This window comes from Enterococcus sp. UD-01 (assembly GCF_044909655.1).
GTDB lineage: Bacteria > Bacillota > Bacilli > Lactobacillales > Enterococcaceae > Enterococcus_L.
This window is the reverse complement of the sequence record NZ_JBIYEU010000007.1, coordinates 134796-155354: the sequence shown is the minus strand read 5'-3', so window position 1 is coordinate 155354 and position 20559 is coordinate 134796. Positions and strand designations below refer to the sequence as shown.

Below are 20559 nucleotides of genomic sequence, written 5' to 3'. Positions count from 1 at the left end.
GCTCTTCGGCAATTTCATAAAATCCGCCAATGCGAAAAGCGCATTCGTCGTCTTTTACTCCAATTGCTCGAGCCAAAGCGACTTTTGTCTCAACCAGGGAAAACAGCGTCCAAAAGTCATGCTCTTCGGCAATTTCATAAAATCCGCCAATGCGAAAAGCGCATTCGTCGTCTTTTACTCCAATTGCTCGAGCCAAAGCGACTTTTGTCTCAACCTAGGGAAAACAGCGTCCAAAAGTCATGCTCTTCGGCAATTTCATAAAATCCGTCAATGCGAAAAGCGCATTCGTTGTCTTTTACTCCAATTGCTCGAGCCGAAGCGATATTTGGTTCAACCTTTTTGAGCGTTTTATTTTGTTTTTAACGTTCTTTTTTTGTTTTTTTAAGTAAATTAAAAAGTGAGTGAATGGGTGAAATAACGCCTGTTTTCTGTAATTTTCAAATTTTGAAAGTCTATTTCTTTCTTTTTTTTACGTTTGTTGTTAGATTTATTACTAGGAAGAATAATTTTTTTGATGAAAAGAAAGTTGTTTATATTGGGATAGCTAATTATTAGCGAAAATAAGAGAGACTTTTGAAAGGGGGCAGGGTGTTTTTCACCCGTAGAAATGAAAACAGAAATGCTTGCAATGATATTAGCCGGCGGTCAAGGAACTCGTCTGGGAAAATTAACCAAGAATATTGCGAAACCTGCAGTTCCTTTTGGAGGAAGATATCGAATTATTGACTTTACCTTAAGCAACTGTACTAACTCAGGAATTAAAAACGTAGGGGTTGTTACGCAGTATCAGCCACTTGAATTGAACCATCATATTGGTAATGGCGCTAGTTGGGGATTGGGCGGCATTGATTCCAGCATGACCATTCTTCAACCATATTCTGGAGCGGATGGGGAAAAATGGTTTGAAGGTACCGCTCATGCGATTTATCAAAACATTTCTTTTATTGATCAGATTGATCCGGAACATGTTTTGATTTTATCCGGTGACCATATTTATAAAATGAACTATGACAAAATGCTGCAAGCGCATATTAAAAACGATGCTGCCTTAACCGTAGCCGTCATTGAAGTGCCGATGAAAGATGCCAGCCGTTTCGGCATTATGAATACAGACGAACATGATCGTATTATTGAATTTGATGAAAAACCGGCAGAACCAAAGAGTAATTTAGCTTCTATGGGGATCTATATTTTCAACTGGCAGCATTTAAGAACGGTTTTGGTTGATAGTTATGCTAAAGACGGTCAGATGCTTGATTTCGGTAGCCATGTAATTCCGGCTTATTTGGAAGCCGGCGAAAATGTTATGGCCTATCGCTTTAAAGGCTATTGGAAAGATGTCGGCACGATTGATTCGTTATGGGAAGCGAGCATGGAGTTTATCGGTTTGGATAATGAGTTGAACATGCGGGATGACAGCTGGCGTATTTTTTCCAGAAATCGAATTTTTCCACCGCATTATGTTTGTGCAGAAGCAACAATTAACCATTCACTTATTGTTGATGGCTGCTATGTTGCGGGAATGATCAACAATAGTATTCTTTCCTCAGGTGTTCGGGTTGGTGTTGACTCTGTAATAGAAAATAGTGTAATTATGCCTGGAGCACAAATCGGGAAAAATGTAACGATCAAAAATGCAATCATTGGTGAAAATGCTGTTGTCGGGGACAATGTGGTCGTATCTGATGAAAATGAAATCAAAGTTATCGGTTATTCTGAAAAAATTGGGGTGCAAGAAAATGAAGAAAACTAAATTGTGCGCTATCTTAAAAAATCCGGCGAATTCAGAAGCGCTATTGCCGCTTACTGAAAATCGTCCACTAGATACCTTGCCTTTTGATTGTAAATATCGTTTGATTGATTTTCCACTTTCAGCGATTGCCAATGCTCAAATTAATTCGGTATTTATGGTCTTTAATGAAGGGGAAACGAGATCCGTTTTTGATCATATCGGAGGCGGAAAAGAATGGAACTTGGATTCGCTGCAAAATCGTTATTTTGTTTATTTCTATCAAGAATTTTTTAAACAAAAAGCAGCAGGTCAGCCTTATTTTGCTTCGATCATTGAATATTTAGAAAAATCAGAGTCCGAATATACGGTGATTATGGGCAGCAATATGTTATGCAATATTAATTTGCAGGATGTCTTGGCCGCACATGAAGAGCAAGACGATAAAATGACTGTCGTTTATAAAAAATTTCCGCAGACCAAAATTGCTCCTGAAAATAATGTTCTGGAAATTGATAGTAACGGCGAAATTACGAAAGTAGAGCCTTTCAAGCCAAATGTAAGCCCTGAAGAGCTGTTGAATCTTTCGATGGGGATTTATATTATTGAAACAGATTGGCTGATTGAACAATTTACCATCGGACAGGAAAATAATGAGCCAATCAATATTAGTGAATTTTTACTAAAACGGATGCTGGAAAACAAGACAAATACGTATGAATATACTGGTTATTTAAGCAACATTTACGATATCAATTCTTATTATCAGGCTAATTTAGATATGCTTGAAATCCACAACTTCGTTGATTTGATGTATAATGAAAAAATTTATACGAAACTAAAAAATGAAGTCCCAACCTTTTATTCCACAGCCTCAACGCTGATTAATTCACAGTGTGCAACAGGATGCGTCATTGAAGGACGTTTAGAAAATTCCTTAGTTTCACGGAGATCAGTTATTAAAGCAGGCGCTGAAATTCTACAAACCATTATTATGTCCAATGCCACAATTGAAGAACATGCATCGATCAGCTATGCGATTCTTGATAAAAATGTCACTGTTAAAGCAGGCGTCACCATCAAAGGAACACCGGAAAAGCCAGTGATTATTCGCAAAAATGAAGTTGTTACAACAGATGTTATCGGAGGTTAGTCAACATGAACGTATTATTTTGTACCGCTGAATGTGCCCCTTTTTTTAAAACAGGAGGCTTAGGGGATGTGGCCGGCGCTTTACCGAAAGAGCTAGCCAAAAAGAATCTCACTATGAGTGTGGCGTTGCCGTATTTCAGTCAAATGCCACAGTCCTATCAGGAGCAATGCGAAAAGGTGACAGATTTTTACGTGAAGGTTGGTGAACAAAACCAGCAATGTGGCATCAAGCGACTGGTTTTGGATCAGGTGACGTATTATTTTATTGAAAATGCTGCTTATTTTGGTCGTGAAAATTTATATGGCTATGAGGATGATGGGGAACGCTTTGCCTTTTTCTCACAGGCGATTATTGAAATGCTGGACAAAATCCAGCTTTCCCCTGATTTGATTCATGTTAATGATTATCATACGGCGATGATTCCTTTTTTACTGAAGGAAAAATATACACAGCCTGAGCTGGCTTCGATTAAAACCTTGCTGACGATTCATAATATAGAGTTTCAAGGGGTATTTGACCATAAGGCAATCACTGAATACTTCGGCGTAGAGCTGGCCGAAGCAGCTCCACTGGCTGCTGAGATAACTGAAAATATCAACTACCTGAAAATGGGAATTCTTTATGCAGATCGAGTGAACACCGTGAGCTTAACCTATGCTGAAGAAATTCAAACGCCTGAATTTGGCTTTGGTTTGGATCAAATCTTGCACGAGCAGCGAGAAAAATTAAGCGGTATTTTAAACGGCATTGATTATGAGCTGAATGATCCAGCGAGCGATCAATACCTTGCTGCTAATTTTTCAGCCAATGATTTGTCCGGTAAAAAAAGCGATAAGGAAAACTTGCAAAAGCAAATGAAGCTGCCCGTTCGTCCAGAGGTTCCGTTAATCGGCATGGTTAGTCGGTTAACAGCTCAGAAAGGCTTTGCTTTGGTCCTTGAAGGCTTAGAGGAATTACTTGAAGAGGACATACAACTGGTTTTATTAGGAACAGGCGATCCTAAGCTAGAAGCGGCTTATCGGGAATATGCTGAACGGTATCCACGGAAATTAGCTGTCAACCTAACGTTTGATCTGGCAGCTGCGCAACAAATCTATGCAGGAGCTGACTTGTTTTTGATGCCGTCTATTGCCGAACCTTGCGGCTTATCCCAAATGATCGCGATGCGTTATGGCACTTTGCCGCTTGTGCATGAAGTTGGCGGTTTAAGGGATACAGTAATACCGTTTGGTAAAGAAGCTGCGACAGGCTTTAGCTTCACAGAATTCGATGCAAAAAACTTACTGGCAAGCGTACATGAGGCTGTGGCCCTTTTCAAAAAGGAACCGTCAACGTGGTCGAACATGATTCAAACGGCGATGAACAAAGATTTTAGCTGGGAAAAATCTAGCCAAAAATATTTGGCGCTCTACCAAGCTGTAACGGAAATTTCTGGGAAATGATACGTTTGACCTCTTTTGAAAAATAAGTTATACTGTAGCCGAGAAATAAATAACGAAAGCAAACATTATGAGGTGTTTTGATGAGTGTTCGTATCTAACTCAAAGGAATAAAATAGCTAAAGAAAAATGGACCATTTTAATGGTTTCTTTAGCGTACCTAAGTTAGATACCTGTCATAGCTCATCAAAAGCTCTGCTTGTCTGTGAAAGACAAGTGTATATAGAGTAATTAACGAGCGATGAAGTGAGGATCTTCATCGCTTTTTTTTGTTTTTCGTTATTTATAATGACAAGGTATCTCCTAAAAAGAAGGAGAGCAAAATGAATCAAGAAACTTATAGTAAAACCCAATTTATTGAGATTAAAGAAAAGATAAAAAGCTACGCTATTAGCTCCTATGGCAAAGAGCTGATCGATCGTTTACAGCCAAGTTCAAAGGTTTCAGTGGTAGAGAAAAGACAACAGGAAACAGCCGAAGCCAAAGCCTTACTGACCGCGAATCTACATGTACCGTTTATGGGTTTAACGAATATCGAGCATTTAACTAAGCAGGTAGCAAAGGGCTTTATCCTAGAGCCGGCAGAGCTGATGACTTATGCTGATTTTTTAAGAAGTAATCGGCTCATTCAACAATTTATGCAAAAAAATCAATTTCTTGCGCCGCTATTGGCAAAATATAGTGAATCATTACAGATTTTTCCGGAGGTAGAGGATGAAATCTATCGGGTGATCCGTAATAATCAGGTGGATAGTGATGCGAGTCGAGAACTGCGCAAAATTCGCCGGGCGATGGCTGAGTGTGAAAAGGAGCTTGAAAGCAAGCTGCAAAGTTTCCTGAGAAATGCGCAAAATAAGCCGAAGCTGCAGGAAGCTATTATTGTTAAGAAAAATGATCGTTTAACCGTACCGATTAAAGCAAGCTACAAAAAGCAAATTGCAGGAACGATTGTCGAGCAGTCAGCGAAAGGCACCACTGTTTTTGTTGAGCCGGCTGCGGCTGCCAAATGGAATGATAAGCTTGCCGAATTAAAGCTGGCGGAGTCTACGGAAATTTATCAGTTGCTGTCGACGTTAACGGGATTAATTGCTGAACAAATGCCTTCCATTGAAGCGAATCTGGAGGTCATCGCTCAATATGATATGATTTTTGCTAAAGCCAAATTTAGCCGTGAAATTAACGGCATTGAACCTGAAATTAATCAGGAGGGTATTATTCACTTTGTCAATGTGAAGCATACCTTATTAGGAGCAGCTGCAGTGCCGTTGAATTTGACTTTGGGTCGGGAATATCGAGGATTAACGATCACTGGACCTAATGCGGGCGGAAAAACCGTTGTTTTAAAAACCGTTGCATTGATCACCCTGCAAACGATGATTGGTGTACAAGTGATTGCTGATCCTGGCACCAATGTAGCGATTTTTGAACAAATTTTTGTCGATATCGGGGATCAGCAAAGCTTGGAAAATGCATTAAGTACTTTTTCAGGGCACATGCAAAATATCTCTACGATTTTGGCGCAAACCAAGCGGAATAGTCTGATATTACTGGATGAAATCGGCAGCGGTACAGAGCCGAATGAAGGAGCGGCTTTAGCGATTGCGATTATGGAAGCCTTCTATCAAAAGGGCAGTCTGCTGATTACGACGACACATTATGGAGAGATTAAACGCTTTTCACAGGAGCACGCCGATTTTACTACAGCAGCCATGGCATTTGATGCGGAACGCTTAACACCGAAGTATCAGCTGATTATGGGCGAAACGGGCGCCAGCAATGCATTTTGGATTGCTGAAAAAATGAAACTGGCACCACAAGTAGTTAAAACTGCACAAGAGTATCTCACAACAAGAGCTTATACGACTGAAAAAATCAAGCAAAAACAACAATCAGTTAAACAGGAAAAGCAGACCAGCGTTGTGTTTAATAAAGGCGATCGTGTGTTTTGGACAGAGAAAAAGCAGACAGCTTTAGTTTATGAAATGCTTGAAATGACAGATAAAGTTGTGATTTATCATGATAGACAACTAGTGACCGTACCACAGCGTCAGTTAAAGCTGGAAACTAGTGCCAAGGACTTGTACCCGCTTGATTACGATTTGGATAGCTTATTTGAAGCCTTTAAAGTACGCAAGCAACGAAGAGATCTGGAACGTGGCTCGAAAAAAGCACACAAGCAGCTGAAAAAGGAGATGCTGGCAAGGCAACGTCAGCAAAAAGAGTCGTCAGAAAAATAACGATAGCAAACAATTTGTAGTAGCTGACTTTCTGCACTCTGAAAGTTTTCATCCTGATTTTTCAATGGTATAATAACTTCGGAGGAATGAAACGAATGAATGAAAATCAATTATCAAAACGGTTGGAGCGAGTCGGCGCATTCGTTCCCGAACAAAGTCGCTTGGCAGATATCGGTTCCGATCACGCCTATTTGCCGGTTGCACTAATGCTACAAAATAAGCTTTCTTTTGCCGTTGCAGGAGAAGTGGTTAAGGGTCCTTATGAATCAGCTAAAAAACAGATTCAAAAGAATGACTTACAGGAAAAAATTGTCGTGCGCTTAGCGGATGGATTAGAGGCCGTGACAGCTGCAGATGCAATTGATGTCGTAACAATTTGCGGTATGGGCGGAGCATTGATTCGCAGCATTTTAGATGCGGGCTGGAACAATCAGCATCTACAAGGAACTGAGCGATTAATTTTACAGCCAAATATCGGTGAAAAAACTCTGCGGGATTGGTTAACAGATCACGGGTATACCATTCTTGATGAAGATATTTTAGAGGAAAACCACAAAATCTATGAAATCATCGTGGCTGCCAGAGAAAAACGCAGAATTGCCTACACAGAAAAAGAAAGACTTTTCGGCCCAATCCTGCTTAAAAAGCGTTCTGCAATCTTCTTGAAAAAGTGGCAGCAGGAATTAAAACAACGCGAATATGTATTAAAGCAGCTGGCGCAAGCAACTGGCGAGCACGAAGAAAAAACAGCGCGGATGCAAGCGGAGCTGTTACAAATTAAGGAGGTTTTAGCGGATGAGTCTTAATGCGCAGACGTTTATTGATCATTTCGAAGCTTATTGTCCTCAGTACTTAGCCGAAGCCGGAGATCCGGTTGGGCTGCAGATCGGCACGCTGGATAAAGATATTGAGCGTGTGATGGTTACCTTAGATGTCCGTCCGGAAGTAGTAGCAGAAGCAATTGAAAAACAAGTAGATTTAATTATTGCCAAGCATCCGCCGATTTTTAGAGCGGTTAAAGTCTTGACGACGAATGATCCGCAAACTAAGATGTACGCTGATTTATTAAAGCATGATATCGCTGTTTTTGCTGCGCATACGAATATGGATATTATCGACAATGGCTTAAATGATTGGTTTTGTGAGCTATTGAATATTGAAAATACAACGTACCTGGCAAAAACACATACGATTCCTTATAAGAAGCTGGCGGTTTTTGTTCCTGTGGATGAGGCTAAAAAGGTCCGGCGGGCACTGGCCCAAGCAGGTGCCGGGACTCAAGGCGAGTATCAAAATACCAGCTATTCCTTAATCGGCACAGGTCGCTTTACGCCTATAGCCACTGCGCATCCGGCTATAGGCGAGGCTGGTGAAGAAGCGGTTGTACAAGAAGCGAAAATTGAAGTGATTTTTCCCGAAACGATTCAAGCCAAAGTCTTAGAAGCTATGCTAAGTGCCCATCCTTATGAAGAGCCGGCGTACGATTTATATACGATTGAAAACTTGACAAAAGAGTATGGCTTAGGCCGCGTTGGTACGCTGCCGCAGGCTTTGCCGTTAAAGGAATTTACGGAAATAGTTAAGCAGCGTTTTCAGCTTGACGGTGTTCGGCTTGTGGCTAATGATGAAGATAAATTGATACAACGAGTGGCGATTTGCGGCGGCAGTGGGGAAAAGTTTTTCCGGGATGCCTTAAAAAAGGCAGCTGATGTTTATATTACTGGCGATGTCTATTACCACACGGGACATGATATGCTGTCAGAGGGCATGGCGGTCATTGATCCGGGACATTATATCGAGCAGCTGTGCAAGCCAAAGTTGGTCGCGCTGTTCAATGAATGGAAAAAAGCCTATAATTGGGATATCACGTTTCTGAAGTCAGAAACGAATACGAACCCGTTTCAATTTAGATAATTTGGAAAGAAGGAATGGACGCATGTACGAAAATTTATTGCCGCGTTTTTTACGCTATGTTAAAACTGAAACACGATCTGATGCTAAAAGCACGACGACTCCCTCAACACAAACGCAAGTAGCTTTTGCTCAAACCTTAAAAAAAGAGCTGGAAGAGCTAGGCATGAGTGATGTATCTTATAATGAAGCAAACGGCTTTGTGATGGCTACTTTACCAAGTAATGTTGACAAAGAAGTTCGTTCGATCGGCTTTATTGCCCACATGGATACCGCTGATTTTAATGCGGTGGGTGTAAATCCGCAAATTATTGAAAATTATGACGGTGAATCAACCATCAAACTAGATCAGGCCGGCAAATTCACGTTAAACACAACGGATTTTCCGAATTTAAAAAATTACAAGGATCAAACACTTATCACAACAGATGGTACGACCTTACTAGGTGCTGATGACAAATCAGGGATTGCCGAAATTATGACAGCTATGGAAATTCTCTTGAAGAATCCAAGCATCAAGCATGGAACGATTCGCGTTGCGTTTGGACCGGATGAGGAAATCGGCGTCGGTGCTAATAAATTCGACGTGGAGCAGTTTAACGTTGATTTTGCGTATACAATGGATGGCGGTCCGGTGGGCGAGCTGCAATACGAAACCTTCAATGCTGCTCAAGCAGAAATTACGATTCAAGGAAAAAATGTTCACCCGGGAACGGCTAAAAATACCATGATTAATGCATTACAGCTGGCTATAGATTTTCACAACCAGCTGCCTGCGTCAGAGGTTCCAGAAAAAACGGACGGCTACGAAGGCTTTTTCCATTTAGCTGAAATGAGCGGTACACCAGAAGAAGCTCAAATGACGTATATCATTCGCGATCATGATCGACAAAAATTTGAAGAACGCAAAGCCTTGATTACGCAAATTCAAACAAGCTTGAACCAGAGCTACGATCAGGAACGAGTACAGGTTAAGCTCTTCGATCAATATTACAATATGGGTGAGATTATCGAAAAAGACCTGAGCATTATTGAAATTGCCAAACAAGCAATGCTTGAGCTTGGGATTGAACCTTTAATTGAGCCTGTCAGAGGGGGTACAGATGGGTCTAAAATTTCCTATTTAGGAATACCTACACCTAATATTTTTGCAGGCGGTGAAAATATGCACGGTCGTTTTGAATTTGTTTCTCTGCAGGCAATGGAAAAAGCGACAGATGTGATTGTCAAAATCGCTGAGTTAAATGCTAAGTAAAGCCTAATTTTAAAAGCTAAGCCCGTTACAAGTCGTGGAATCGGTTTTGTTTCGGGCTTTAAAAATAATACCGCTGCACCAGTCAGCGAGTAATAGAGGAGGATGACAATGGAAAAGATTATGATTCTATTCAATGAAACCTCAGGCAAGGACGAAGGACGGGCGATTGCTGAAAAGTTCGTCGCTTATGCCAAGGAGCAGGGCTTAACAGAAGCACAGTTTTTCTTAGAGCAGGTCGGACCGGATTGTGATAGTCAAAAAACAGTAGCAAAAGCGCAAAAAGAGGCTGTCGATACGTTGATTTTTATCGGTGGAGATGGCACGATTAATCATAATGTAGCAGACTTCAAAGAATTACTACCGGAGCTTAAAATAGGCTTATTGCCGGGGGGGACGGTCAATAATATGGCAAAGGTTTTGAAGATTCCCTTGAAATTTGAAGAAGCGGCAGAGGTGATTTTAGCAGGACATACCAGAAAAATTGATTACGGATTAGTAAACGAAAAAGTGATTATTAGTACGATGACGATTGGGATTCTGGCTGATACTGCTGCACGAATTACCCAAAAAGAAAAACAAAAATATGGTTCGATTATTTTCGTCCGTAATTTTTTCAAATTATTGGCTAAAAAGAAACGTTATTATTTAGATGTTACAGCAGACGATAACCACTGGCGGGGAGCGACTCAGCTGGTGACGGTAACGATGACAAATTCGGTTGGCGGCTATACAGCTTTTGATGATTCTGCGGCTGCAGACGACGGTTTATTTCATTTAAGTATTTTACCGAAGCTGAGCTTTTTTAAACTGGCCTTTTATTTACCTAGAATTTTAACTGGAAAAATTTATAAGCTGCCTGATTTGAATTACTTTACTGCAGCTGAGATTACCATTAAAAGTACAAAAGGAAAGAAAATCGGTACGCGGGTTGATGGCGATCCAAGTGATGATCTGCCGGTTCACATGAAGGTCGTTAAGCATGGATTAACCATCTTCACACCTGCTTCAGCGCAAGAGGATGACAAGAATTAAGTGAAAGACCTTTACTTTTTTGTCTTTTCCACGGTATTCTATTAAGAGAACGATGTTGGAGGAAAAATAAATGATGGAGATATTGTTCAAGCATCTGCCTTGGCTCTATCTGGCTGGTGTGAACCTGTTCGAGTTTTTTGCTATGTATTTAGATAAACAGCGGGCAAAAAAAGGAAAATGGCGCATACCGGAATCCGAGCTGTTGCTTGTTGGGTTAATAGGCGGTGGGATTGGCGGTTTGCTGGCACAGCAGCTGTTTCACCACAAAACCAGAAAATTACGCTTTTATTTCATTTTTATTTTAGGAACCATAATCGCAGTTGCAATTATTTATTTTAGTTACAAAAGATAATCAAACTAGTTGGGAGCTACTATGAAAAGCAATTCTAAAACAAAGATTTTTTTGAATATTGGTTTGTTGGCGGTTTTTATTGGCGTCATCATTTATGTGATGGATAACTCACTGAGCAGTATTTTTGCTCAATTAATGGAAACCAGCTGGCTTGTTTTAGGTCTGGTTATTCTCTTTGGTGTTATTTATCAAGTCGTGGAAGGACGCTCTATTAAAGCAATTGCCGCTTGCTTCCAAAAAGGATTTACGATCAAGGACGGCTTTTTCACTTCATGTTACGTGGCTTTTTATCGTGTGATTTCTTTTGGGACTGGCACCTTGCTTTCGGAAATTTATTTTTATAAGAAAAAAGGCCTTTCTGTTTCTAAAGGCATCGGCATTACCGCACTTCATATGATTATGTACAAAGTGGCAGTGATTTTTTGGGCTGTGCTTGGCTTAATTATTCAGTTTTCTTTATTTTACGAGCATTCACCGAAAATGATTCCGTTTATTTTAGCGGGTGTCATTTTAACTTTTGCTATTATCTTTTCCTTGTTAGTTCTTTCCAGCAGTATTAATCTGCAGGTTTTGCTGACGAGCTGGGCGCACAAGCATTTGAAGCGTAAAAAGCTGCGTGACTGGGCGGACAAATGTAATATCCAAATTTATTCATTAAGAGAGACCGTTCAGACGATTACACAGGATCGTTCCGCTTGGCTGCGTGTTTTGGGTTGGAATATTGCTAAATTGCCTTGTTGGTATGTGATTCCTTATATTGTTTTATTGGAAAATCATCCCACCATTGATTTCCTGTTGGTCTTTTCGTTTACCAGCTTTGCGGTTATTTTATCGGGTGTATTTCCAACGCCGGCTGGTATCGGACCTTTTGAATTCGTGTATTTGCTATTGTTTAAGCCGCTGGTAGGTACCGTTGATGCCGTTGCTTCGCTTTTATTGTATCGTTTTGCCAGCTTTGTTTTACCGTTTATTATCGGGTTTGTTTTTGTGGTGGTTGAAAAAAGAAGAGAAATAAAATCCGAGCTGCATGCGGTGCGCCAAGAGAAGGAAGAGACACGGGAAGAATAAAAAAGTTTTTTAAGAACTTAGTTTTAATAAAAAAGGACGTAAAAAAGTAACGATCGAAGCATGAATGTGTTATACTTTAGAAGTACTGGGGGAGTCATATTGACTGAGATGTTCCAAAAGAACGGACCCTTTGAACCTGAGAGTTGAGACTCGCGTAGGGAAGTAGTCTAAGAGATAAAATAAACGACACGACTCTATGAAATGGTAAAGCATTTTGTAGAGTTTTTTTGTTTTTTAGAGTTCTTCTCGAAAAATGAGGAGGAGAGAAATGACCTTTACCACGGAAGTACGAACAGCAGCAGAGCCGATTTGGCAGCAAAGCAAGCTGCATCCGTTTATTTCAGAGTTGAAGGCGGGGACGCTGGCGCCGGAGATATTTCGTTTTTATCTTTTGCAGGATCGGTATTATTTAGAAGAATTTAGCCGAATTCAGTTAAAAGCGGTAGCGCTTACGACAGATGAGAAAATTCAGCAGCAATTGGTGCAAAATGTTGAAAGTCTGGAAAGAGCTGAAATCCAAACAAGACAATTGTTTTTTACAGATTTACAAATAACGGATGGGGAAATTGCTCAAACCTCTATCGCACCAAATGCGTATCATTATGTTGCTCACTTACATCATAAGCTGGGCACAGGAAGCATCGCCGTAACACAAGCGGCTTTATTGCCATGTTATTGGCTTTATCAGGAAATCGGGACCGAACTGATTAAAAGCGGTTCACCTGTTCCAATTTATCAACGCTGGATTGAAACCTATGATCAACTGGCTTATCGAGAAACGGTTCGTCGTCAAAGAGATTTAACGGATGCTTTAGCAGAGCAAGCTTCTGAGGAAGAACGGGCTGCGATGAAGGAGGCCTTTCTTATCAGTAGCTATGAAGAGGTTAATTTTTGGGAAATGGCTTATACAAAACAACAATGGGGGCAAAAGGAATGAAAGCATACAAGTTAATCGAAACCATCAGAACTGAAAATCCACTGGTTCATAACATTACCAATATTGTCGTTGCAAATGATTCTGCTAATGGCTTGTTGGCAATTGGGGCTTCACCTTTTATGTCAAGCACAGTGGCGGAAATGGAAGAGGTCGCGACTTTGGCTGATGTAGTTGTTTTAAATATGGGCACATTAAATGATGAACAGCTGCAGGCAATGATTACGGCAGGAAAAAAAGCGAATGAATTAGGCAAGCCAATTGTCTTGGATCCTGTCGGTGCTGGTGCAACCAGCTATCGGCAACAAGCTGTAAAGCAGTTATTAAGGGAGATAAAGCCAACCTTAATTCGGGGGAATACTGGTGAAATTGCTGCCTTAGCCGGTGTTACTTGGTCCGCCAAAGGAGTAGATGCCGGTAGCGGTACAGGCAATGTACAGGAAATAGCGAAGCAGCTGGCGCAACAGACACAAACGTTAGTAGTAGTTAGCGGAGAAACGGATATTATCACAAATGGTCAACGGACGTATTTGGTTCATAACGGAACGCCTTATTTTACGAAGATGACTGGGGCGGGGTGTTTACATGGTTGTATTTGCGGTGCTTTTTTAGCAGTTGCTGAGGAAGAGCTTTTGGAAAGTGTCGCTGCCGCTAGTACTATGTATGCTTTGGCTGGTGAGTTAGTGTCAGAGCAGCTGAATGGCTTAGCTGTTGGGTCGTTTAGAACGTATTTGCTCGATCAACTGTCACAAATCACTGAAACAATTGTTCGCGAAAGAGCGAGAGTAGAAAGGATTGATGAAAATGAATGAAACTATCCAGGCATTATCGATTGCGGGCTTTGACAGCGGCGGCGGTGCAGGCCTACAGGCTGATTTAAAAACCTTTCAGGAGCGAATGGTTTTTGGTACGTCAGTGTTAACGGCACTGCCAATCCAAAATACTCAAGGGGTGCAAAAGGTGTATGCTATTCCGTTAGAGGCGATTGAGGATCAACTAGCAATTATCAAGACGGACTTTAAGCTTGCTGCTGTAAAAACCGGTATGCTGTTTACTGCTGATATTACCAAGCTGGTCGCGGATTTTTTAAAGACGGCTGCGTTTGGTCCGCTAGTGGTCGATCCGGTAATGATTGCTAAAAGCGGACATGCCTTGTTAAAGGAATCAGCAGTAGCTGCGTTAATTGAACACATTTTACCACAGGCTTTCGTAGTAACACCAAATATTCCAGAGGCAGAGGTGATGAGCGGAATGACCATTCTAACGCAGGAAGACATGGTTAAAGCTGGTAAAAAGATTCAACGGCTAGGTGCAAAAAACGTCGTAGTAAAAGGCGGACACCATCTTGAAGGCGATCAATCCACAGATTTATTGCTGCTTGAAAATGGGCAGTGTGACTGGCTGTCCGCACCAAGAATCAACACCAAAAATACCCACGGAACAGGCTGTACCTTTTCAGCCTGTATCACAGCAGAACTGGCGAAGGGAAAGACTGTCAGCGAAGCGGTTCATACTGCTAAAGCGTTCATTCAAGCAGCGATTGCAGACGGCATTAGTGTAGGGTTAGGAAATGGGCCGACCAATCATTGGGCCTATCGAAAGGTGGGTGCAAATGATATTCAATAGTGAGCAGCTGTCTGTTTATTTTATTGCTGGAACACAGGACATCAAATGGGGCACTTTGCCGCATATATTGGAGCAAGCGTTAAAAGCAGGAATTACTTGCTTTCAGTATCGAGAAAAAGGTTCAGGCAGTTTAAAAGGTCAGGCAATGAAGGAGATGGCACGTACCTGTCAAAAATTATGCCGCCAGTATCAGATTCCGTTTATCATTAATGATGATGTGGCGCTGGCGTTAGAATTAAATGCTGATGGTATACATGTTGGACAGGATGATCAAGCTATTCAGGAGGTTTTGGCGTTGTTTCCTAATAAGATTGTCGGCTTGTCCTGTTATGATCAAGCGGAGGTGATGAACGCCAATGCCCTACCAGCCATCAGCTATTATGGGATCGGTCCTATTTATGGTACCCAATCCAAGCAAGATGCAAAAGCGCCGATTGGACCTGATAAACTGCAAGAGTTAACGAAGCTGTCGACCAAACCAGTGGTTGCAATCGGGGGCATCTCCTTAGCTAATCGCCAAACGCTAAGAAAGACGGGAATTGATGGAATATCTGTTATTTCAGCACTTACTCAAGCCGAGAATCTGGCAGCGGCAGTGCAAGCATTAAGATAAAGATATAAGATGAGAGGTTGAGCCAACAGTCTTTTAGGTTTGAGCAATTGAATTTTATAAAAGGGTCGAAGCGTCAGACTTTGCTCCACCATTTATTCGTAAGTAGAGGATCAGATAAAACTGTTTTGTAGTTTTGTTTCGTCCTCTTTTTTTATAGTTCTTTTTAAGAATGCATTGAAATTTTTTTAAAGCTAGTGTACTATTTAATTAATACACTAGCTTTTGTTTAGCTCAAAGGGAGGTAAAGAAATGGACTTTCTTACAGATCGGCCGATCTATTTACAAATTATGGACTTTATCATTCAACAGATTGTCTCAGAAACTTTACAGCCTGGAATGAAGATTAAAGCTGTAAGAGAGCTTGCTGTTGAATTGGCTACGAACCCAAATACAGTTCAGCGGGCGCTACAGGAATTAGAACGAGAAGAGATTCTTTTTTCTAAACGTGGCCTTGGACGTTTTGTTACAGAAGATAGTGAAAAAATAAATCAGTTAAAAGAGCATGTGGTGGGAGAGGTTATTGCACATTTTTTAGCTGAAATGAAGAAGTTTGGATTTACACAGGAGCAGATTAAAGAGAGCGTGTCCAAGCATATTGAAAAGGAGCAAAGCAATGAAAGAGTTAATTAATGTTGATTCAGTTAGCTATCGTAAAGGAATGAAGCAGATTTTTTCTAATTTACATTTTTCAGTATCCTCAGGGAAGATTGTTGCTCTAATAGGAGAAAATGGTTCTGGGAAAACCACAATTATGCGATTATTGTCTGGACTGGCGTTAAATTGGAAGGGAACCATTGAGATTGATGCGCATTCGATTGGGAAAGAAACAAAGAGCTTTGTTGCCTACTTGGAGGATCATAACAGCTTTGAAAGTAATCAGCGTCTGGAGCAGATTATTAGCTTTTATGATTATTTTTATCAGGATTTTGATAAGCGTCGTGCGTATGAACTGTTGCGCTTTATGAATTTGAGCGAAACGGAAAAAATCGGAAATCTTTCAAAAGGGAATGGGGAAAAATTTGCATTAAGCATGGTACTGGCTAGGAAGGCCAAGCTCTATCTGCTGGACGAGCCTTTAAGCGGTGTGGATTTATTGTCCAGAGAGAAAATCATTCAGTCGCTTTTACAGTGGTTTGACACGGACAGCACCATTATTATCACGACACATCAATTACGGGAAATCGAAAATATTATTGATGAAGTCATGTTTTTACGCGATGGTGAGATTATTTTGCACGAATCTTTGGAGTCCATTAAAGAAGTGAAGCACAAGGACTTAGAAGGCTTATATCGCGAGGTGTACGAAATATGACGTACTGGTTTCAGCAATTTCTGTCTAAAAAAAATTTGGTGATTTACAGTAGTACATGGTTATTAAGTCTGATTATAGGTGGTTTATATCTTTTTTATTCCAAGAATCATACAGATATGCTTAGTCTGAGCCTGATGCTTCTTTCGCTGTTTCTCTTTTTTGTGATCTTTATGGCAGTAGAAACGGAACAAATATATCGCAGCTTCAAGACGACCCAATTACGTCTGCTGCCGGTTAGCGTTCTGCGTATCTATCTTTATCGTTTACTTTTTAGTTTCTTAGTAGGTGTATTTTTTACTATGGGACATTTGATCATCAGCTTTATTATGTATTTTGCATGGACAGGTATTGCTTTTACTTTTGCTGTCTCAGGATTTGAACTGCTATTAGGGGCTTTAGATGTGAGCAATCTGTTTTTACTTGTGCAATTATTGGTCTATAGCTCAATCAGTCTGTTGAAATTTGTGCCTAAACGTTATCGCAGTTTGCTAAGTTTAATCCTGTTCATGGTAATGGCAACACTTTTTGATTCCTTTGTATCCATATCTTCAAGTGTGACACGTTCCTTTTTAGGGATGTATGTTGAACAGTTATCTGAAGTATCAATTCGGCTGCTGGTACAAATGATAGGAAATTTTGTCAGCATCGGACTAACTTGTTGGCTAATTGACCGCTATGTTGAGGCGGAGGGGTGATGAAATGAAACAGTTATGGATCGAATTCAGTAAAGAAAGCCGTACGAATTGGTTTAATAGCCTGGCTCTATTTATAGCAAGCAGTTTGTGGCTAATTTATTATCTGGGCGTTCAGGGAAATACGATTACTAGGTTGCCGGAAATTGTGATGATTTTACTTGTACTTTTTGCTTGTCTGCACTTTTTAACGGAGCTACTTCGACAAATTAAAGTGTTTAAAAAAAGCTATTATCGATTATTGCCGCTAAGCGAGCGGCGCTTATATTTATACAATATAGTTTTTGGCTGGGTAACCAGTTCGTCATTCGTGCTGCTTTATTATGCTGGCTATGCTTTGATAACGTTATTGTTAAATCATACAGAAAATGCCGGAATAATTTTGAGCTATGGAAAATATCTCTTTTTCATTATTTATAGCTTGCTAACCTTGACTGTTTATAGCTTATTCATTTATTTTCTTAGTTTTATGATAAGTTTGAAGGTAAAATTACGGTTTCAGCGCATAACACGTTATTTATTGGTTTTTCTATTTATAGTAATGGAAGGGGTAGTTTCAAGCTATTTAATGCAGACTTTACAGCAAATTAAGTTCTTCCAGATACAAGGTTTGAAGATAACGTTATATTATACGCAGTACTATTTATCTGATTTTCTGTTGGATGGCTGTTTAATAATCATTAGTGTAGTGATTACGGTAGTAATTTTAAAAAAATATATTGAACCAGAAAGAAGGTAGCGCATGGAAACGAAATATGTATTAGAGGTGGAAAATATTTCCAAACAAATAGGCACCAAAAAGATTATCAATCAAGCATCATTTAAGGTGAAAAGCGGAAAAGTCACGGGACTTTTGGGTCCAAATGGTGCAGGGAAAACCACGATTATTCGTATGCTGGTGGGGTTAATGAAGCATGACGGAGGAACGATCGCGATCGGAGGTCATTCTGTTTCCAATGAGTTTAAACAGGCAATGGCCCATGTTGGCGCAATCGTTGAAAATCCTGAATTTTACAATTATATGACTGGTCTTGAAAACCTGAAGCAATATGTAAGGATATCGCCAAACGCTATTTCTGATGAAGAGCTGGATGCGGTGATTCATAGTGTCCATTTGGAAAATAATATTGATCAGAAGGTGAAGACCTATTCTTTAGGAATGCGTCAGCGCTTAGGTGTGGCACAAGCAATTATTCACAAGCCGGATCTGCTGCTATTGGATGAGCCGATGAATGGCTTAGATCCAAAAGGCATGCGAGAATTTCGGGAAATGATTCAAGCCTTAAAACAGCAAGGTGTAGGGGTGTTGATTTCCAGTCATCAGCTGAGTGATATGGAACTGTTATGTGACGATCTGGTTATTGTTCAAAAAGGTGAAATCACTTATGTTGGTCCAATGAACACGACTGAAGAGGATCATTTGGTCGTTTTATTAGCAGTTGATCAAATGCATAAGGCAAAAACATTTTTGTTGGAAAAAGGCTACACGGTTCTTGAAGAAGACGGCTATTTAAAAATTGAATTAACGGAAGATCTTCGCTCAGAAATTGTGAAGGAATTAGTAGCAGAAAATATTGATCTAAAAGAGCTAAAGGTTCATGTGAATTCGCTAGAAGATAACTTCTTGCGCTGGACAGAAAATGGAGGGCTGTAAAATGGGGGTTTTAATAAAAAATGAATGGCAAAAATTAATTAAAAAGAAATCATCATGGATTATGTGGGTGATTCTAGTTCTGATGACCTTTGGGATTACTTTGCTGGTCAAAACGAGCAACGGATCTACGGGAGGCGGAGCAGAATTAAATTCAAATAGTCTGTTTGCCTCTTTGACAGAAATGACGTCATTTTTAAATCTATTTGTCGTTGTTGTGGCAGCTTCAATCGTAGCTGAGGAATTCAGTCGGGGAACGATTAAATTTCTTTTGATTCGGCCATTTACCAGAAGTCAGATTCTTTTTTCGAAATTTGTTGTGTGTCTTATTTACGGAGTTATCAGTACTGTTATTTTGTATATCGCCAGTCTTGCTTCTGCCAACCTGTTTTTAAAAGCTGAGTCACCTTTGTCAGTTGTGGAAGGCTTTCACGGATGGAATGCACTGACAGTTGCTGGAGCTTACGCCGGTGCCAATTTGTTGTTGATATTGTTATATATAAGCATTACGATGTTCATTTCCGCAGCAATTCGTTCGCAAAGCTTAGCAGTTGGCATTGGTCTAGGCGTCTTATTTGGCAGCACGATTGTGAATTCATTTTTGATGGTGTTGATTGAAAAGTATGATTGGCTAAAATGGAACCTGTTTAATATGCTGAATATCAAAGGAACGTTAATGGAAGGGTCGTCTTTTCATTTGAATTTTTGGCAAATGGCCGTAGGAATTATTATTTATAGTGTGATTATTTATGGATTAATGCAGTATCTGTTTAATAAACGGGATGTTTCTTTAAGTTAATTGATTGATAAAAAGAGAAGGGGTGGAAAAATGAAGTTAATCCTTGAAAATGTTAGTAAAGCCTTCGACAACAAACAAATTATTGAGCAAGCGAATTTTACTTTTGAACAAGGCAAAATTTATGGTCTTTTAGGTCGTAACGGGGCCGGGAAAACGACATTGTTCAATTGTATTTCTAAAAATATTTTGCCTGATGCAGGTTCGATTATTTTGGAAAAGAACGGAGAGCAGCACACAAATTTTGAAAATACCAACATTGGTTTTGTTTATACTACCCCGCATTTACCGGCTTTTATGACTGCCTATGAATTTGTTCGTTTTTTTATTGATATTAATAAAGAGCGAATTCAGCAGCTGAAAACACCCGAAGCCTATTTGACTTCTGTTGGCATTGATCTGAGCGATCAGCATCGTTTATTGAAGGATTTTTCCCATGGAATGCAAAACAAAGTTCAAATGCTAGTATCTTTAATGGTTGAACCGCCAGTACTGCTCTTGGACGAGCCGTTAACATCATTTGACGTGGTCGCTGCTCATGAAATGAAAGAGTTGATTTTGAAGGCAAAAACAAATTCGATTGTCATTTTTTCTACTCATATTTTACAGTTGGCGCAAGATCTATGCGATGAGGTAGTTTTATTGCATCATAAAAAATTAATCGGAGTCGCTTCTGAACGAATTCATGATCGCGATTTTGAAGAAGAAGTTGTTCAGCTTTTAACGGATGAAGCGACCGAGCAAGAAGCGGAGGTCTGA

At 40.1% G+C, this 20559-nt stretch carries 22 protein-coding genes and 1 riboswitch; of the genes, 21 read left to right on the top strand and 1 reads right to left on the bottom strand.

Annotated elements, in window-relative coordinates; genetic code table 11:
- A partial coding sequence (locus ABH902_RS08425) for a hypothetical protein (protein ID WP_404590266.1) occupies positions 1 to 196 on the bottom strand: 196 nt, incomplete at its 3' end.
- A 411-nt stretch (positions 197 to 607) separates the two neighbouring features.
- Between ABH902_RS08425 and ABH902_RS08420 the strand changes: the two genes are divergently transcribed.
- From ABH902_RS08420 to ABH902_RS08320, 21 genes are all read left to right on the top strand, one after another.
- On the top strand, positions 608 to 1753 hold the full coding sequence (locus ABH902_RS08420; protein WP_404590265.1) for a glucose-1-phosphate adenylyltransferase: 1146 nt from the start codon (positions 608 to 610) through the stop codon (positions 1751 to 1753).
- On the top strand, positions 1740 to 2882 hold the full coding sequence (glgD, locus tag ABH902_RS08415) for a glucose-1-phosphate adenylyltransferase subunit GlgD (RefSeq protein ID WP_404590264.1): 1143 nt from the start codon (positions 1740 to 1742) through the stop codon (positions 2880 to 2882). Before ABH902_RS08420 ends, glgD begins: the two co-directional genes overlap by 14 nt.
- A gap of 5 nt (positions 2883 to 2887) precedes the next feature.
- Entirely contained in the window at positions 2888 to 4324 is a 1437-nt protein-coding gene (gene glgA / locus ABH902_RS08410; protein WP_404590263.1) for a glycogen synthase GlgA, read from the top strand.
- A 320-nt stretch (positions 4325 to 4644) separates the two neighbouring features.
- Positions 4645 to 6558, top strand: a complete 1914-nt coding sequence (locus tag ABH902_RS08405) for an endonuclease MutS2 (protein ID WP_404590262.1) — start codon at positions 4645 to 4647, stop codon at positions 6556 to 6558.
- 95 nt (positions 6559 to 6653) lie between these two features.
- Positions 6654 to 7364: a tRNA (adenine(22)-N(1))-methyltransferase gene (locus tag ABH902_RS08400; RefSeq protein ID WP_404590261.1), complete on the top strand. Its 711-nt coding sequence runs from the start codon at positions 6654 to 6656 to the stop codon at positions 7362 to 7364.
- Positions 7354 to 8472 (top strand): Nif3-like dinuclear metal center hexameric protein, encoded by a 1119-nt coding sequence (locus ABH902_RS08395; protein ID WP_404590260.1) that lies wholly within the window; start codon positions 7354 to 7356, stop codon positions 8470 to 8472. The genes ABH902_RS08400 and ABH902_RS08395 overlap by 11 nt, the downstream gene beginning before the upstream one ends.
- A gap of 22 nt (positions 8473 to 8494) precedes the next feature.
- A complete protein-coding gene (gene pepT / locus ABH902_RS08390; protein WP_404590259.1) occupies positions 8495 to 9724 on the top strand; it encodes a peptidase T in 1230 nt (409 codons plus the stop codon).
- Positions 9725 to 9832: 108 nt separating this feature from the next.
- A complete protein-coding gene (locus ABH902_RS08385) occupies positions 9833 to 10756 on the top strand; it encodes a diacylglycerol/lipid kinase family protein (protein WP_404590258.1) in 924 nt (307 codons plus the stop codon).
- Positions 10757 to 10826: 70 nt separating this feature from the next.
- A complete protein-coding gene (locus ABH902_RS08380; protein ID WP_404590257.1) occupies positions 10827 to 11108 on the top strand; it encodes a DUF1294 domain-containing protein in 282 nt (93 codons plus the stop codon).
- A gap of 21 nt (positions 11109 to 11129) precedes the next feature.
- Positions 11130 to 12176, top strand: a complete 1047-nt coding sequence (locus tag ABH902_RS08375; protein ID WP_404590256.1) for a YbhN family protein — start codon at positions 11130 to 11132, stop codon at positions 12174 to 12176.
- Positions 12177 to 12253: 77 nt separating this feature from the next.
- A riboswitch (TPP riboswitch) is annotated at positions 12254 to 12354 on the top strand.
- Positions 12355 to 12444: 90 nt separating this feature from the next.
- Positions 12445 to 13113, top strand: a complete 669-nt coding sequence (gene tenA / locus ABH902_RS08370; RefSeq protein ID WP_404590255.1) for a thiaminase II — start codon at positions 12445 to 12447, stop codon at positions 13111 to 13113.
- Positions 13068 to 13922 (top strand): hydroxyethylthiazole kinase, encoded by an 855-nt coding sequence (gene thiM / locus ABH902_RS08365; RefSeq protein ID WP_404590254.1) that lies wholly within the window; start codon positions 13068 to 13070, stop codon positions 13920 to 13922. Before tenA ends, thiM begins: the two co-directional genes overlap by 46 nt.
- Complete coding sequence (thiD, locus tag ABH902_RS08360) at positions 13909 to 14736, top strand: bifunctional hydroxymethylpyrimidine kinase/phosphomethylpyrimidine kinase (protein ID WP_404590253.1); 828 nt, start codon at positions 13909 to 13911, stop codon at positions 14734 to 14736. The genes thiM and thiD overlap by 14 nt, the downstream gene beginning before the upstream one ends.
- Positions 14723 to 15349 carry a thiamine phosphate synthase gene (gene thiE, locus ABH902_RS08355; RefSeq protein WP_404590252.1) on the top strand — a complete coding sequence of 209 codons (627 nt, stop codon included), beginning with the start codon at positions 14723 to 14725 and terminating at the stop codon, positions 15347 to 15349. Before thiD ends, thiE begins: the two co-directional genes overlap by 14 nt.
- A 249-nt stretch (positions 15350 to 15598) precedes the next feature.
- Positions 15599 to 15979, top strand: coding sequence for a GntR family transcriptional regulator (locus ABH902_RS08350; protein WP_404590251.1), 381 nt, complete (start codon positions 15599 to 15601; stop codon positions 15977 to 15979).
- Positions 15963 to 16661 carry an ATP-binding cassette domain-containing protein gene (locus ABH902_RS08345; protein WP_404590250.1) on the top strand — a complete coding sequence of 233 codons (699 nt, stop codon included), beginning with the start codon at positions 15963 to 15965 and terminating at the stop codon, positions 16659 to 16661. The genes ABH902_RS08350 and ABH902_RS08345 overlap by 17 nt, the downstream gene beginning before the upstream one ends.
- Complete coding sequence (locus ABH902_RS08340; RefSeq protein ID WP_404590249.1) at positions 16658 to 17356, top strand: hypothetical protein; 699 nt, start codon at positions 16658 to 16660, stop codon at positions 17354 to 17356. The genes ABH902_RS08345 and ABH902_RS08340 overlap by 4 nt, the downstream gene beginning before the upstream one ends.
- A 4-nt stretch (positions 17357 to 17360) precedes the next feature.
- On the top strand, positions 17361 to 18092 hold the full coding sequence (locus tag ABH902_RS08335) for a hypothetical protein (RefSeq protein ID WP_404590248.1): 732 nt from the start codon (positions 17361 to 17363) through the stop codon (positions 18090 to 18092).
- A 3-nt stretch (positions 18093 to 18095) separates the two neighbouring features.
- Positions 18096 to 19007, top strand: coding sequence for an ABC transporter ATP-binding protein (locus tag ABH902_RS08330; RefSeq protein ID WP_404590247.1), 912 nt, complete (start codon positions 18096 to 18098; stop codon positions 19005 to 19007).
- 1 nt (position 19008) lies between these two features.
- The gene (locus ABH902_RS08325; RefSeq protein WP_404590246.1) at positions 19009 to 19803 is read left to right on the top strand and encodes an ABC transporter permease; all 795 of its coding nucleotides are present in this window, start codon (positions 19009 to 19011) and stop codon (positions 19801 to 19803) included.
- A gap of 30 nt (positions 19804 to 19833) precedes the next feature.
- Complete coding sequence (locus tag ABH902_RS08320) at positions 19834 to 20559, top strand: ATP-binding cassette domain-containing protein (RefSeq protein ID WP_404590245.1); 726 nt, start codon at positions 19834 to 19836, stop codon at positions 20557 to 20559.

Excerpts from the sequence above, each read along its gene's own strand:
- ABH902_RS08405 (WP_404590262.1), top strand. The coding sequence starts at position 4,645 with ATGAATCAAGAAACTTATAGTAAAACCCAATTTATTGAGATTAAAGAA.
- ABH902_RS08330 (WP_404590247.1), top strand. The coding sequence starts at position 18,096 with ATGGAAACGAAATATGTATTAGAGGTGGAAAATATTTCCAAACAAATA.
- thiD (WP_404590253.1), top strand. The coding sequence starts at position 13,909 with ATGAAAATGAATGAAACTATCCAGGCATTATCGATTGCGGGCTTTGAC.
- ABH902_RS08420 (WP_404590265.1), top strand. The coding sequence starts at position 608 with ATGAAAACAGAAATGCTTGCAATGATATTAGCCGGCGGTCAAGGAACT.
- glgD (WP_404590264.1), top strand. The coding sequence starts at position 1,740 with ATGAAGAAAACTAAATTGTGCGCTATCTTAAAAAATCCGGCGAATTCA.
- ABH902_RS08350 (WP_404590251.1), top strand. The coding sequence starts at position 15,599 with ATGGACTTTCTTACAGATCGGCCGATCTATTTACAAATTATGGACTTT.
- thiE (WP_404590252.1), top strand. The coding sequence starts at position 14,723 with ATGATATTCAATAGTGAGCAGCTGTCTGTTTATTTTATTGCTGGAACA.
- ABH902_RS08320 (WP_404590245.1), top strand. The coding sequence starts at position 19,834 with ATGAAGTTAATCCTTGAAAATGTTAGTAAAGCCTTCGACAACAAACAA.
- ABH902_RS08335 (WP_404590248.1), top strand. The coding sequence starts at position 17,361 with ATGAAACAGTTATGGATCGAATTCAGTAAAGAAAGCCGTACGAATTGG.
- ABH902_RS08345 (WP_404590250.1), top strand. The coding sequence starts at position 15,963 with ATGAAAGAGTTAATTAATGTTGATTCAGTTAGCTATCGTAAAGGAATG.
- pepT (WP_404590259.1), top strand. The coding sequence starts at position 8,495 with ATGTACGAAAATTTATTGCCGCGTTTTTTACGCTATGTTAAAACTGAA.
- tenA (WP_404590255.1), top strand. The coding sequence starts at position 12,445 with ATGACCTTTACCACGGAAGTACGAACAGCAGCAGAGCCGATTTGGCAG.
- ABH902_RS08340 (WP_404590249.1), top strand. The coding sequence starts at position 16,658 with ATGACGTACTGGTTTCAGCAATTTCTGTCTAAAAAAAATTTGGTGATT.
- ABH902_RS08400 (WP_404590261.1), top strand. The coding sequence starts at position 6,654 with ATGAATGAAAATCAATTATCAAAACGGTTGGAGCGAGTCGGCGCATTC.
- ABH902_RS08395 (WP_404590260.1), top strand. The coding sequence starts at position 7,354 with ATGAGTCTTAATGCGCAGACGTTTATTGATCATTTCGAAGCTTATTGT.
- glgA (WP_404590263.1), top strand. The coding sequence starts at position 2,888 with ATGAACGTATTATTTTGTACCGCTGAATGTGCCCCTTTTTTTAAAACA.
- ABH902_RS08380 (WP_404590257.1), top strand. The coding sequence starts at position 10,827 with ATGATGGAGATATTGTTCAAGCATCTGCCTTGGCTCTATCTGGCTGGT.
- ABH902_RS08375 (WP_404590256.1), top strand. The coding sequence starts at position 11,130 with ATGAAAAGCAATTCTAAAACAAAGATTTTTTTGAATATTGGTTTGTTG.
- ABH902_RS08385 (WP_404590258.1), top strand. The coding sequence starts at position 9,833 with ATGGAAAAGATTATGATTCTATTCAATGAAACCTCAGGCAAGGACGAA.
- ABH902_RS08325 (WP_404590246.1), top strand. The coding sequence starts at position 19,009 with ATGGGGGTTTTAATAAAAAATGAATGGCAAAAATTAATTAAAAAGAAA.